Origin of the sequence: Paraburkholderia sp. BR10872 (assembly GCF_040965835.1) — a bacterium.
Lineage (GTDB): Bacteria > Pseudomonadota > Gammaproteobacteria > Burkholderiales > Burkholderiaceae > Paraburkholderia > Paraburkholderia nodosa_A.
In genome coordinates, this window is record NZ_JBFRCN010000024.1 from 71,217 (window position 1) to 84,869 (window position 13,653).

Sequence of the window (13,653 nt, forward strand, 5' to 3'; positions counted from 1 at the left end):
ATACTGTCTGAATAACGGGTATTCCGCGTGCCTCTTTGATGGGTGTTTTTACCTAGAGGCCTGGATGCTGGCGCTACGTGTGGGGCAGGCATCCGGAACGCATTCGATGCCCGTGCTTCAATACGTTCATTGGCGTGAAGGGAGCGCGCACGGTCCCGTCGTTTTGCCCCTCGCTTCTACCCCTGGTTTTTGCCCCCGGTTACTCGTTCAAGGGACTCTCATGAAGAAACTCGTCAACGATCCGTCGTCAGTGGTGCACGAAATGCTCGAGGGCATTGCGCGTACTGCGCCGCATGTCGCCGTGCTCGGCAACGAAAACGTGCTCGTTCGCAACCCACTGCCCAGCCCGGCCGAGCGCAACGTCGCCGTGATTTCGGGTGGCGGCAGCGGCCACGAGCCCGCGCATGGCGGTTACGTCGGACAAGGCATGCTCACCGCCGCCGTGTGCGGCGAAGTGTTCACGTCGCCCTCCACCGACGCCGTGCTGGCCGCAATTCGCGCGAGCGCGGGTCCGAACGGCGCGCTGCTCATCGTGAAGAACTACACGGGGGACCGGCTCAATTTCGGCCTCGCGGCCGAACTGGCGCGAGCCGAGGGTATTCCGGTCGAAATCGTCATCGTGGCCGACGACGTGTCGCTGCGCGGGCATACGGAGCGCAATCAGCGGCGCGGCATTGCGGGGACGGTGCTCGTGCACAAGATCGCGGGCGCGGCGGCGGCGCGGGGCGACGCGCTGGGCCTCGTGGCCGCGATTGCGCGCGGCGTGGCCGAGAATCTCGGCACGATGGGCGTGGCGCTCGATGGCTGCACGCTGCCCGGCGCTCAGCAAGCCGGCTTTCGCCTCGCCGACGACGAGATCGAACTCGGCATGGGCATCCACGGCGAGAAAGGCGTGGAGCGCACGGTGCCGATGGCGGCGGGCGAATTGACGGAAACGCTGCTCGCCAACATCGTCGAAGACCTGGCGTTGAAAGGCGGCGAGCGCGTGGCGCTGCTCGTGAACGGACTGGGCGCGACACCGGCGATGGAGCTGGCGATCATCATGCGCGATGCATTCGAGAGCCTGAATCGCCGTCACGTGACCGTCGAGCGGGCATGGACCGGCACGTTTCTCTCGGCGCTCGACATGCCGGGCTGTTCGATCTCCGTGCTGCGGCTCGACGATGCGAAGCTGGCGCTGCTCGACGCCGCCACCGAAGCGCGCGCGTGGCCCGGCGTCGGCACGGTCAACCGGCGAATCCGCATCGAGCCGGCGTTTTCGGCAGCCGATGCGGGCGCCGAGTTGGGCGCGACGCCTGCGGACGCGGCGAGCGTTGCATGGGCGCAGCGTCTGAAGCCGGCGCTCGATGCCGTTGCGCACGCATTGATCGAGAACGAAGCGATTTTTACGGACCTCGATTCCCGAGCCGGCGACGGCGATCTGGGCGCGAGCATGCAGCGCGCCGCGCAGGCCATGCTCGCCCTACCCCCGGGCGCGCTCGGCTCGCCGGGCAGCGCGCTCGCCGCGCTCGGCACGGCATTGCGCCGTGCGATAGCAGGCAGTTCCGGGCCGTTCTACGCAACGGCGCTGTTGCGCGCCTCGCGCACGCTCGGCGAGCAAGCGCAGCCCGGCGCGCTGGATTGGGCGGCAGCCATGCGCGCTGCGGCTCAGGCGATCAGCGAACTGGGCGGCGCGAAACCCGGCGACCGCACGATGCTCGATGCGCTCGTACCCGCCGTCGATGCGTTGGAAAGCGCCTTAAAGTCGGCGCGCCCTGTGGGCGAGGCGTGGGCGCAGGCGGTGAGCGCCGCGGAGTCCGGTGCGAAAAGCACGGCGCAAATGACGCCGCGCGCGGGCCGGGCAAGCTATCTCGGCGCGCGGGCGATCGGGACGCCCGATGGCGGGGCGGTGGTGGTGGCGTGCTGGCTCAAGGCGCTGCAGCCGCATATCGGCGCGGCGTGAGGCGCGGCAGCGGCCCAGCGCGTGGCTCAAAGCACTTCGAAAATGCTGTAGTGCGGGCCGCCCGGAACGGACGGCACGATGCGGACGCGGCGCAACGAGCATTGCGCCGCCGTGCGCCCGCCGATTGTCCGGCAGACGGCGTCGCGCCGAAGCGATCGTGGCGTCGGGCGACGCGGATCTCGTGGCGTTTGGCAGGCATTTCTCGTCAAACCCGAACTTGCCGTATCGTCTGAAGCACAAACTGCCGCTTACGCCCTATGTGCGCGCAGCATTCCGGGGCAGCGACGAAAAGCATGACCCGGATTTCCCGATTCATCAGTCGAACTCGCAGGCCGCGGTGAGCCTGTGATGCGCCCATTACGTCCTTATCAATCGAAGCAGGAGTCAGTCATGTCACGCACAGTCAGGTTTGCACAAGCAGGTGGCCCGGAAGTACTGCAATTCGTGGACGAACCGGTACGCGCCCCCGGCCAGGGCGAAGTTCGCATCGACGTGAAAGCCATTGGTCTGAATCGCGCGGAGTCGATGTGGCGCGCCGACCAGTACATCGAACCCGTGCGCTTTCCGGCAGGACTCGGGTACGAAGCGGCCGGCATCGTCGACGCCGTGGGCGAGGGAGTAGTCGGCATCGCACCGGGAGACAAGGTCAACGTGATCCCGTCGTTTTCGATGAATCAATACTTCACGTACGGAGATAGGATTGTCGTGCCGGACTATGCGGTCGTCAGGCATCCTGAATCGCTTTCGTTCGCTGAGGCCGCGTCGGTGTGGATGATGTTCGTCACCGCATACGGCGCGCTGATCGAAGATGCGAAGGTGGGCGCCGGCGATTACGTCGTCGTGCCGGCCGCGTCGAGCAGCGTCGGACTCGCGGCGATCCAGATCGCGAACTACGCCGGTGCGACGTCGATCGCAGTCACGCGTCACGCCGCCAAGAAACAGCCGTTGCTCGACGCAGGCGCGGCGCACGTGGTCGTGACCGACGAGACGGATCTGCTGGACGAAATCATGCGCATCACCGGCGGCAAGGGGGCGCGTGTCGTTTTCGATCCGGTCGGTGGCCCGAACTTCGCGAAGCTGATCTCGGCGCTGTCTTTCCAGGGGATCGCGTATCTCTACGGCGCGCTCGATGAACGTGCCACGACGCTGCCCGTGCTGGAGATGATCGCGAAGGTCGTGAGCGTGAAGGCCCACAACATCTGGCTCACCAGCGGCGACGCAGAGCGCCGCAAGGCCGCGGTGGAATACGTGCTAAAGGGACTCGAAAGCGGCGCGCTCAAGCCCGTCATCGATCGCACGTTCACGTTCGACCAGATTGTGGATGCACACCGCTACCTCGAAACCAATGGGCAGTTCGGCAAGATCGTGGTGACGGTGTAGTCTGCCGATGCGCGGCGCCCAGCATCGGCAAAAACGATCAGCAATAACCGGTGCGAAGCGCCGCTGCCCAGTCGGGCCGGCCATTGGCGGCCGCACGTTCGGCCGCCGCGTGCCCGTCGTACTCCACGGCGCGAAACTCCACGTCCCAGCCGCGCGCGGTACGGGTGACGCTCGCGTAGCGCGCATGCGGCGTCCCCGTTTCCATACGATGCGCAAACGGATGCGTGTCTTCGTATGCGGGCAGGCCGACGCTGCCTGGGTTTACGATGAGGCGGCCGTCGGCCAGCTGCATCGTGCGCGCGAGATGCGTATGGCCGCACAAGATCAACGCCGCCTCGACTTCGGCCGCGCGGCGTCTGACCTCGCTTTGCGTGGCCGTTCGGCATCCGCTGGCCGTGGGAGTCCACGGCCGATCGTTCGTATCTGCATATTGCATGGATTCCGCCGGTTATTGACAGATCAGTCCGCAAACTCTATTCTCGCGTCATGGTCAGACCTAGAGAATTCGATCGGGACGAGGCATTGGGGCGCGCACTGCGCGTGTTCTGGGCGAAGGGCTATGCCTCGACATCCACAGAGGACCTGCTCGCCGCGATGGATATCGGGCGGCAGAGCCTCTATAACGCGTTCGGCGACAAGCGCAAGCTTTACCTCGAAGCGCTGGAGCGCTATCAAGGCGAAAGCACGGCAGGGCATATCGCGCGCCTGAATGGCAGCGCGTCGCCGCTGGGCGGTATCGAGGCGCTCTTGCTGGGTCTCGTTGCCGACGACGAGGACGAGCGCGCGTTAGGCTGCATGGGCGTCGTGGCCATGAGCGAATTCGGCGCGGCAGACCCGGAACTCGTGGCGCTGCGCAACAAGGTCGCCCCGCGTCTCTCGAAGTGTCTCGTGGAGCGTATTCGTGAGGGCCAGGCGTGCGGCGAAATCGACCCTGACCTCGACGCGCGCCAGGCCGCCGCCTTTATGTTGATGACCATGCAGGGCATACAACTCGCCGCGCGAGCCGGCAGCGATGCGAAGAGCCTGCGCGCCCTGGCGCGCTTCGCCATAGACCGCTACAGGGCACGCTAATCTGAGCTGAACCGTTACGCGTCGAACCGCGCAAGCCATGCTGCGCGGTTTATTTTTGCTGTGTTATGGACTGATCTGTCAATAAAGGAGAAACAAATGGAAACGACTGTGGCACTCGAGGGAAAAACAGCGCTCGTATTCGGCGGTTCGCGAGGCATTGGCGCGGCGGCAGCCCGACGCCTGGCGCAGGAAGGCGCCGATGTCGCACTGACCTACGTTTCGGCGCCGCAGCGCGCGGCTGAAACCGTTGCCGCAATCGAAGCCGCAGGCCGCGCAGGCATGGCCATTCACGCCGATAGCGCCGATCCGGCCGCCATCCGCGCCGCCGTCGCGCAGACCGTGGAGCGCTTCGGCAAACTGGACATCGCAGTCGTCAACGCGGGCATCCTCATGCTCGGCGACATCGCGACCGTGAGCGTCGAGGATCTCGATCGCATGCTCAGCATCAACGTGCGCGGGGTCTTTCTCGCCATTCAGGCCGCCGCCGCGCAACTGACCGAAGGTGGCCGCATCATCTCGATCGGCAGCAACACGGCGGTGCGCAGCGGCCATCCGGGTTCGAGCGTGTACTCGATGACGAAGGCCGCCGTTGCCGTCATGGTGAAGGGCGCGGCCGTGGATCTCGCGAGCCGCGGCATCACGGTGAACAATATCCAGCCGGGGCCGACGATCACCGACATGACCGCCGAGCACATCGAGGTAATTAAACCGCTCATTCCGCTCAAGCGCGCGGCGGACCCGGACGAGATTGCCGGGCTCGTTGCGTGGCTCGCGCGCAAGGAGTCCGGCTATATGACGGGGTCGAGCCTCACCATCGACGGCGGCATGGCGCTGTGAGCGCGCGTGGTGGCGGGCACTCAGGCCCGTGGGGCGTAGACGTTGCACCAGCCGTCGGCGGCCACTGCCTTGCCCGGGAACATCGGGCACGCGCCCGAGGCGTCGGCCGCCGCGCCCGCATAGAAGCGGCAACTCGCGCAGCGCTGCCCCGCTGCGTACTTCGGAAACTTGCCTGCGTCGACGCTACTGGCTTTGGCGCGGTAGCCCAGCGACTTCGCGGTGGTGTCGTTCTCGTCGACGAGGGCGGGGCCCGCGAGTGCGCGCCCGGCCGTGGCGAGCGCGGCGCAAAGACCGGCGGTGTGAAGGATGAAGGTTCTGCGATTGCGGGAGATCATGCTGGTTTCCTGAGTTGCGTTAGTGGCGCGGTCCGGCGTTGAGCGGCGTGGTCGACAATTGCGCGGCTTCGGAAGTGAGCTTCGCATCGCCCGTGTCATAGCCGTTCGTGTAGAGCAGGAAGGCCATCAAATCGGCGTACTCCTGATCGGTCATCTTGCCCGGGCGGTCGGCCGGCATGTTGGTCGACATGTACTGATAGATGCCGCCGATGGTCAAATGCGAATTCGCAGCCGGGGCGAAGGCCGGGCCGCTCAGCGCGGGCGCTGTAATGCCCTCGAGTTGCGCGCCGTGGCATTTCGCACAGGATTCCGAATAAAGATGCTGGCCGTGCTCGACCTGTTCGTGATCGAATGCGGGCGCGTTGCCGCCAGTCGTTGCAGCGACCTTGATGATGGCGCCTGGGCCGTGCATGGCGCTGCGCCCATACGAGGCTTTCGTGCTTTCGAGCGATGGCGCACTCGAATGCGCCTCGCTCGCGGCGCTATCCGGCAGCGTCCAGCCGCGCGTGAGTGCGGCGAGACGGCCGTCTTCGTTCATGCGTGCAAGGGCGTCGTCGATGCGCGATTGCAGCGCACGCATGCCGGCCCCGGAAGCGAACACGAGATGCCAGTCGGCATACGGCGAGGCCGTCGCCGCGACCGCGAATTGATGCTGCGGATGCGCGCCCTGGTAAGCCACGACGGCCGGATACCAGACGATCGCGCGCTGCGCGCGCCCTTTCGCGACCGCGTCGACGGTCAGTTCGGAGGTGTTCTCCAGGTCGAAGCGCGCGTTCTTCTCCTGCACGGCGATGAGTTGCGACGGGCTCGACCAGGTCGCCGCGACCGTTTCCTTGCCGTCGGCAGCGGGCGTGGCGGCGCGCGGGTGGCGTAGCGTGACGCTGACATAGCCCGAGCGCAAGTAGCCTTGCGAGAAAATCATCTGCGAACCCGACGCATCGGCGACGCTCGAGCGCGGGAAGCCCGCAACGAGATCGCAGTCGCGGCCCAGCGCGCTGGCGAGTTCGTGCGCCGAGATGCCGTCGTCGCCCCCATCGTCGTCGATGCCGTGGGTGACGAACGTCGCAACCACGCCAGCGGTTTTCAGCACGGCGCGCGCGACGGCCTGGTCGAGCGCGGCCGTGGGGCTGCCCGGCAACGTGCAGACACGCACGGCGTTCGCCGCCGCATGGGCGCTGGTATGCGCGCCGCCTGCCGCGAGCGCGGCGGCCACGGCGAGCCAGGTGATCCGGATAGTCATGATCGTGTGTTCCAGTGAAGTCGGGGCCGCACGCAAGCGCGGTGGCTTGCGCACAAGCGTGCGGCGAAAGGCGAGAACGTCGTTCAGCCCAGGTTCAGCCCCGGTCCAGTGCGAACACGTAGAGCGTGCCGCCGCGCGGGACATCCTTTGCCACATCGGCCATCGGGCCGCCCCAAATCGGATTCGCGCCGCCGTAGCCCGCAAGCACGGCGACATACTCCTTGCCGTCGACTTCGAACACGGAAGGCTGCGCGATGATGCCGCTCGCGAGCTGCGGGCTTTCCCAGAGCACCCTGCCGGTCGCGACGTCGAACGCATAGAGATGGCCGTCGAGCGAGCCGCTGAACGCGAGACCGCTGGCTGTGGTCGCCACGCCGCCGTTCCAGGGCATCTTGCTCCAGTGGCCCCAGAGCTTCTTGCCGGTGTTCACGTCGATGGCCTGCAGCTCGCCATAGCCTTCGCTGCCCGGTTCAGGCTTGATTTCGAAGCCTTCGCCGAGATAGGGGAGACCTTCCATATAGCTCACCGACTTGCCCGAGAGGCTCATGCACGCGTGCAGCGAAGGCACCACGGCAATGTGCCGCTCCGGATCGTAGGACACCGACCACCAGTTCTTGCCGCCCAGAAAGCTCGGGCAGGTATCGATGGTCGTGCCGGCCTTCGGGTATTTCGACGGGTCCTGAATCGGCTTGCCGTCGTCCGTGTAGCCCGTGACCGAGCTCGCCTTCACGAATGGCTCCGCGTAGATCAGCTTGCCCGTTTGGCGGTCGATGGCGTGGAAGAAGCCGTTGCGGTCGGCGTGGATGATGGCGTCGTAATCCTTGCCCTTGTACTGGATGTTCGCGAGGATCGGCGTGTTGACGCCGTCATAGTCCCATGTGTCGTTGCTCGTGTACTGGTAATGCCATTTGAGCTTGCCGTTCTTCGGGTCGAGCGCGAGTAGTGAATCGGAGTACAGATTGTCTCCGGGGCGCAGCGCGGCGAGCCACGGGCCGGGGTTGCCCACGCCCCAGTACAGCGTGCGGCTCGCGGCGTCGTAGGTGCCGGTTAGCCACGCGGCGCCGCCGCCGTGCGCCTGAATGCCGTCGGGCCAGGTCTCCGCGCCTTTTTCGCCTGAGCCCGGAATGGTGTAGCGCTTCCACACGATCGCGCCGTCGTCGGGGTTCAGCGCGGCGATATAGCCGCGAATGCCGTATTCGCCGCCCGAGGTGCCCACGACGATCGAGCCGTCGAGCGCAAGCGGCGCGAGCGAGAACGCGTAGCCGAGGCCCGGTTCGAACATCTGCTTCTTCCAGACCACGTCGCCGGTCTTCGCGTCGAGTGCGGCGATTTCGCCGCTCAGCATGGCGATATAGACGTTCTTGCCGTACAGCGCCACGCCGCGGTTCACCACGTCGCAGCACGCGGTCTTGAACGACTCCGCGCCGAGCTTCGGCTCGTATTTCCAGAGTTGCGTACCCGTCTTTGCATCGAAGGCGTAGACGTTGTCTTTCGGCGTACTGACGAAGAGATAGTTGCCGTTGACGATGGGCGTCGCCTCGAAACCCTGCTTCAGTTCGGCGGGGAACTGGTAGCTCCACGCCTGTTTGAGCTCGCCGACGTTCGACGCGTCGATCTGCTTGAGCGGCGAGTGCGACTGGCCGTTGTAGCTGCGGTAGTACGTGAGCCAGCCCGGGTCGCTTTGCGCGCGGGTCAGGCGGTCATAGGTCACGGGCGGATAGTCCGAGGCGGCATCCACTGGGCCCGCGTTCAAGGACATCGCCGCTGCGATGGCCATGGCGCAGGTCGCAAGCCGGCTTGCCGCAGCCGAGCGTCTCTTCATCTTCGTCTCCTGAATATTTGTCGATGCACGGCCGGGAAGCGGTCAGGCTGGATGTGCGGGGGATGGGGCCGGTCCGGGTGCGCTGCCGTTCTTGCAAGTCGTATGCCATTCGCCGCGAAGCGTTGCGTGTCGGGCGATGCAGCCCGTTGACCGGCTTCCCGGCGAGGTGCCCCGTGCGTGGCCGATGTGTTGCATTCCGGTACAGGCCGCCGCGAAAAGTGTTGGCGAACGTGACAGTGGGCCGGTCGCGCCGAAGGACGCTGCGCGCAATCGCGCGTGCCGATGCACGCTGGCACGTTCCTGGCTAGATCACGGCAAAGAGGAGACGGTTGTGTGCGCAGCGGTCGGCGCTCGACGCTACGGCGTCGAGCTACACGAGCGCGAAAAAAACAGATGGAGACGAAAGTTGATTCCAAAGAAGGCGGTGGGCGCCAGGCGCGCGTATGCGACGCTCGGCACGAGCCTCGCCCTGGGCGCGCTGTGCTGCGGTACATCCACGCTGGCCATCGCGCAGGCACAGAGCGCAGCGGATAACAGCGCGGCGAGCGCGACGGCGGCCCCGCTCGTTCTGCCCGCTGTCGTGGTGGTCGGCACGACGCCGCTGCTCGGCATCGGTACGCCGCTCGCGAAGGTGCCGGCCAACGTGCAGACCGTGAACGCGCAGGACATCGCGACACAGCACCGCGAAACGCTGACCGACTTTTTCGCCGCGAACCTGCCGGGCGTGAGTGTGACCGACGCACAAGGCAATCCTTTCCAGATGAACCTGAACTATCGCGGCTTCACGGCCTCGCCGGTGCTTGGCACCCCTCAGGGATTGTCGGTGTTCGTCGACGGCGTGCGCGTGAACGAGCCGTTTGGCGACGTGGTGAACTGGGACCTGATACCGACCGGCGCGATCGACAAGATCCAACTCATTCCAGGCTCGAATCCTGTCTACGGCCTCAACACGCTGGGCGGCGCCATCGCGATCACGACGAAGAACGGGCGCACGAGCCCCGGCGGCGACATCGATCTATCGGGCGGCTCATGGGGACGCAAGAGTGCGCAGTTCGAGCAGGGCGGCACGCTCGGGCCGCATGTTGACTACTACGCGAACGCGAACGTCACAAACGACAACGGCTGGGCCGACCACAACGCGAGCCGCGTGCGCCAGGGATTCGGCAAGCTGCGCTACACCGACGACGACACGACGCTCTCGATCTCGGGCGGCGGCGCGGACAACCAGCTATACGGCGGCCAGACCATTCCGCGCTCGTTTCTGGACAACCCGAAACAGGCCTACACGTTTCCGGACCTGAACCGCAACAGCGTGGGCTACCTCACACTCTCGGGCGAACACTTCTTCAACGACAACGTGGAGTTGAGCGGCAACGCTTACTATCGGCACCTGCGCAACGAGAACGTGAGCAGCAACAACAACACCGATTACGGCTCGATCGACGCGGACGGCAACGTCGATACGCTGGAGGGCAGCAACGTCGATTCCATCGTCACGACGGACAGCTTTGGCGCGAGCCTGCAGCTGACGCTGCTCGGCAAGCTGGGCGGCATCGGGAGCCAGCTCGTTGCGGGCGTGGCGGCGGACTTCGCGAACTCGCACTACGTCTCGTCTTCGCAGAATGCCGCCTTCACGCCCGACCGCGCGACGGTCGGTATCGGCGATTTCGTTCAGCAGACCGATGCAAAAACACGCAACGCTAACTATGGCCTCTACCTGAACGAGACGCTCACGCTCACGCCGCAATGGACGCTCACGCTGTCGGGGCGCTACGACTGGGCGAGCGCGCGCATCGCAGACGAAAGCGGCGTGCAGCCGCTGCTCGACGGCTATCACACGTTCTCGCGCTTCAATCCCGCAGTGGGGCTCAACTGGAATCCGCTGCCCACCGTCACGGTCTACGCGACCTACAACGAAGGCATGCGCGCGCCCACCGCAATCGAGCTTGCGTGCGCGGACCCCGCTGCGCCGTGCTCGCTGCCGAACGACTTCGTGGCCGATCCGGCGCTGCAGCCTGTGGTCTCGAAGACTTTCGAGGCCGGTGCGCGCGGTCGTATCGGCTCGCAGACAACGTGGAGCGCCGCCGCATTCAGCACCACGCTCTCCAACGACATCGAGTTCGTGAGCGCGGCGGGCAGCACGCAGGGCTACTTTCAGAATGTCGGCAAGACGCGCCGCCAGGGTGTCGAGCTGGCGGGTCACACGGCGTTCGGCCCCGTTGGCATCAGCCTGAACTACAGCTACGTGGACGCGACCTACCGCTCGACATGGACCGAACAAAGCTCCGCGAATTCGTCGGCGGATGCGAACGGCGTCATCACGGTGCGGCCGGGCGACCACGTGCCCGGCATTCCGGCGCATGCCGTCAAGCTGCGGCTCGATTACGCGGCCACGGCGCAATGGAGCATCGGCACGAACATCACATGGCGCAGCGGCGTGTATGCGCAAGGCGACGAAAACAATCAGGATGCCAATGGAAAGATCGCGGGCTATGTGCTCGTGGATCTCGACACGCGCTATCGCGTCACAAAGCGGCTGGAGGTCTACGCGAACGTGACGAACCTGTTCGACAAGCGTTATGCGAGCTTCGGCGTGCTGGGCCAGAACTTCTTCAACGGGCCCGGCCACACGTTCGACGGCGCGAATCCGGTGAACGAGCAATTCGTCGGACAAGGCGCGCCGCGCGGTTTTTGGGTGGGCCTGCATTACGCATGGGATTGAAGGGATGTGCTGCATATGCGCGCATCGGGGTGAGTCCGCATTCCTCCACGCGGGCCATTTGCGGTAATACACAGGCTGGCGAATCGCTGCGGCGCGTGTTTCGATCGACGCACGTTGCGTTGCATACGATTCGCTTACACAGCGTGTTGCGCGTCGCGTGCGCGTTCGGCGCAAACCGGCTGGCTGGATTCGATGGCCGGATGGCCCGGAGCTTGCTAATAGAGGACACCGAGAAATACCGAAGTGTCCGGCAAGGTACCGGCCAATCGTGGAGGAGAGCATGCGCGACGACGTACAGATGGCCGCGGGGCAAGCGGTCCAGATGTCCAATGGCTGGCCCGCACCGGCTATCCAGAAGGCACACGAGCGCTCGGAGACCTTCGGTCTGCGCGCGAGCGCGAGACCGGATTACGACGTGCTTTCGGGCGCGGGGCTCGAACTCAAGCGCGAGCAGAACCGCGTGCTGTGCATGCATGCCACGCCTGTCATGGAGACGCTGCACGAGCAGATCGTCAACACGCAAAGCATGATCGTGCTGACCAATGCCGAAGGCTTGATCCTGCATTCGATCGGCGACGACGATTTCCTCCAGCGCGCCGAAAAGGTCGCGCTGCGGCCGGGCGCCAACTGGGCCGAGGACCGCCAGGGCACCAACGCGATCGGCACCGCGCTCGCCGAGCGCTGCGCGATGGTCGTGCACGGCGACCAGCATTACCTCGCGGCGAACCGCTTCCTCACCTGCTCGAGCGTGCCGATCTTCGACCCATACGGCGACGTGATCGGCGTGCTGGACGTGACGGGCGATCATCGCAGCTATCACCAGCACACCATGGCGCTCGCGCGCATGTCAGTGCAAATGATTGAGAATCATTTGTTTGCGACGACTTTTCAGGAGACGCTGCAGGTCTCGTTTCATGGCCGCCCGGAATTCCTCGGCACACTCATGGAAGGCATCGCCGCCTTCACCTGCGACGGGCGTTTTCTCTCGGCCAACCGCAGCGCGCAGTTTCAGCTCGGCCTCTCGCTCGCCGCGCTGCGCGCTCATACGCTCTCGTCGCTATTCCAGACCACCAGCGCGCAGCTGATCGACAGTATGCGTGCGGGGTTGGAATCGCACTTCATGCTCAATCTGGCGAGCGGGGCGGTGGTTTGCGCGCGCGTGCAGTTCAGGCGCGCCACGTTGGCCGAAGGCGCCCGACCCGTTGCGGTGCATGGCTCGGCTGTGCAGCCGGCCGCCTATGCAACGGCGCAGCCGCCTTCCATGGGCCTCTCGCGCCTGAGCTACCTCGACACGGGCGATCCGCAAGTGGCGCTCGTGATCGCGAAGGTGCGCAAGGTGATCGGCAAGGACATCCCGGTTCTCGTCACCGGCGAAACCGGCACGGGCAAGGAGCTGCTCGCCCAGGCCATTCACAACGATTCGCCGCGCCGCGACCAGCCGTTCGTGGCGGTGAATTGCGCGTCGATTCCGGAAACGCTGATTGAATCGGAGCTGTTCGGCTACGAGGAGGGTGCATTTACCGGCGCGCGGCGCAAGGGCGCGGTGGGCAAGTTGTTGCAGGCGAACGGCGGCACGCTGTTTCTCGACGAGATCGGCGACATGCCGTATCCGCTGCAAGTGCGCCTCTTGCGTGTGCTGCAGGAGCGCATGGTCAATCCGCTCGGCTCGACGAAGACCATCCCCGTCGATATCTCGATCATCTGCGCGACGCACCGCGACTTGCGAGAGATGATCGCGCAGAACCGTTTTCGCGAGGACCTGTATTACCGGCTCAATGGCCTCGTGGTGCGGCTGCCGCCGCTGCGCGACCGCACGGATCTCGCGGTCGTGATTCAAAAGCTCTTGCACCGGGAATCGCACGGGCGTACCAACGTGCAGCCACTCAGCGTCGCAGCGGAGGTGATGGCGCTGTTCGAGCGCTGCGCGTGGCCCGGCAACTTCCGCCAGCTCGGCAACCTGCTGCGCACGGCCGCAGCCATGGTCGACGATGACGGCCAGATCCGGCGCGAGCACCTGCCCGACGACTTCTTCGACGATCTGCGCTGCTGCGGCCAGACCCAGGCATTGCCCCCGGCGCATGCCCGCGCGGAGCCGCTGGTGCCGGAGGATGCGCGCCTTGAAGACGTGACCGCCTCGACGATCGCGGCCACACTCGCGCGCCATGGCGGCAACGTGTCGGCTGCGGCGCGGGCGTTGGGCGTGTCGCGCAATACCATCTACCGCAAGATGCCCGCTGCCGATCCCGGTCGCGGTTCGGGCGACGCCTGAAGCGCCATTCGCGCGCGCGGCCAGGCCACTTCCTG

General features: G+C 65.7%; 9 protein-coding genes and 2 pseudogenes. 7 read left to right on the plus strand and 4 right to left on the minus strand.

Annotated features, from left to right (window positions below; all coding sequences use genetic code 11):
* Positions 1–220 precede the first annotated feature (220 nt).
* The 3 genes and pseudogenes from AB4Y43_RS19860 to AB4Y43_RS19870 all read left to right on the plus strand — a co-directional run bounded on the left by AB4Y43_RS19860 (position 221) and on the right by AB4Y43_RS19870 (position 3,322).
* The gene (locus tag AB4Y43_RS19860; RefSeq protein WP_342948300.1) at positions 221–1,942 is read left to right on the plus strand and encodes a dihydroxyacetone kinase family protein; all 1,722 of its coding nucleotides are present in this window, start codon (positions 221–223) and stop codon (positions 1,940–1,942) included.
* A 145-nt stretch (positions 1,943–2,087) separates the two neighbouring features.
* Positions 2,088–2,291: pseudogene (locus AB4Y43_RS19865) on the plus strand (alkene reductase); the annotation flags it as partial.
* 41 nt (positions 2,292–2,332) lie between these two features.
* Positions 2,333–3,322: a zinc-dependent alcohol dehydrogenase family protein gene (locus AB4Y43_RS19870; protein ID WP_342948299.1), complete on the plus strand. Its 990-nt coding sequence runs from the start codon at positions 2,333–2,335 to the stop codon at positions 3,320–3,322.
* 37 nt (positions 3,323–3,359) lie between these two features.
* Here AB4Y43_RS19870 and AB4Y43_RS19875 read toward each other — a convergent pair.
* Positions 3,360–3,710, minus strand: a pseudogene (locus tag AB4Y43_RS19875) (metallophosphoesterase); the annotation flags it as partial.
* 98 nt (positions 3,711–3,808) lie between these two features.
* Here AB4Y43_RS19875 and AB4Y43_RS19880 point away from each other — a divergent pair.
* A complete protein-coding gene (locus AB4Y43_RS19880; RefSeq protein ID WP_368728584.1) occupies positions 3,809–4,393 on the plus strand; it encodes a TetR/AcrR family transcriptional regulator in 585 nt (194 codons plus the stop codon).
* Between the two features lie 96 nt (positions 4,394–4,489).
* A complete protein-coding gene (locus tag AB4Y43_RS19885) occupies positions 4,490–5,230 on the plus strand; it encodes an SDR family oxidoreductase (protein ID WP_368728585.1) in 741 nt (246 codons plus the stop codon).
* Between the two features lie 20 nt (positions 5,231–5,250).
* Here AB4Y43_RS19885 and AB4Y43_RS19890 read toward each other — a convergent pair whose 3' ends face one another.
* From AB4Y43_RS19890 to AB4Y43_RS19900, 3 genes are all read right to left on the minus strand, one after another.
* Positions 5,251–5,565, minus strand: a complete 315-nt coding sequence (locus AB4Y43_RS19890) for a high-potential iron-sulfur protein (RefSeq protein ID WP_069262325.1) — start codon at positions 5,563–5,565, stop codon at positions 5,251–5,253.
* Positions 5,566–5,584: 19 nt separating this feature from the next.
* Positions 5,585–6,805 (minus strand): c-type cytochrome, encoded by a 1,221-nt coding sequence (locus AB4Y43_RS19895; RefSeq protein ID WP_368728586.1) that lies wholly within the window; start codon positions 6,803–6,805, stop codon positions 5,585–5,587.
* Positions 6,806–6,899: 94 nt separating this feature from the next.
* Complete coding sequence (locus tag AB4Y43_RS19900) at positions 6,900–8,627, minus strand: methanol/ethanol family PQQ-dependent dehydrogenase (protein ID WP_368728587.1); 1,728 nt, start codon at positions 8,625–8,627, stop codon at positions 6,900–6,902.
* Between the two features lie 469 nt (positions 8,628–9,096).
* On the opposite strand from AB4Y43_RS19900, the gene AB4Y43_RS19905 reads away from it, so the two are divergent.
* Together AB4Y43_RS19905 and AB4Y43_RS19910 are read left to right on the plus strand one after the other, a co-directional pair.
* Positions 9,097–11,349, plus strand: a complete 2,253-nt coding sequence (locus AB4Y43_RS19905) for a TonB-dependent receptor (RefSeq protein ID WP_368728597.1) — start codon at positions 9,097–9,099, stop codon at positions 11,347–11,349.
* 280 nt (positions 11,350–11,629) lie between these two features.
* Complete coding sequence (locus tag AB4Y43_RS19910; protein WP_368617384.1) at positions 11,630–13,618, plus strand: sigma-54-dependent Fis family transcriptional regulator; 1,989 nt, start codon at positions 11,630–11,632, stop codon at positions 13,616–13,618.
* Positions 13,619–13,653: the final 35 nt, after the last annotated feature.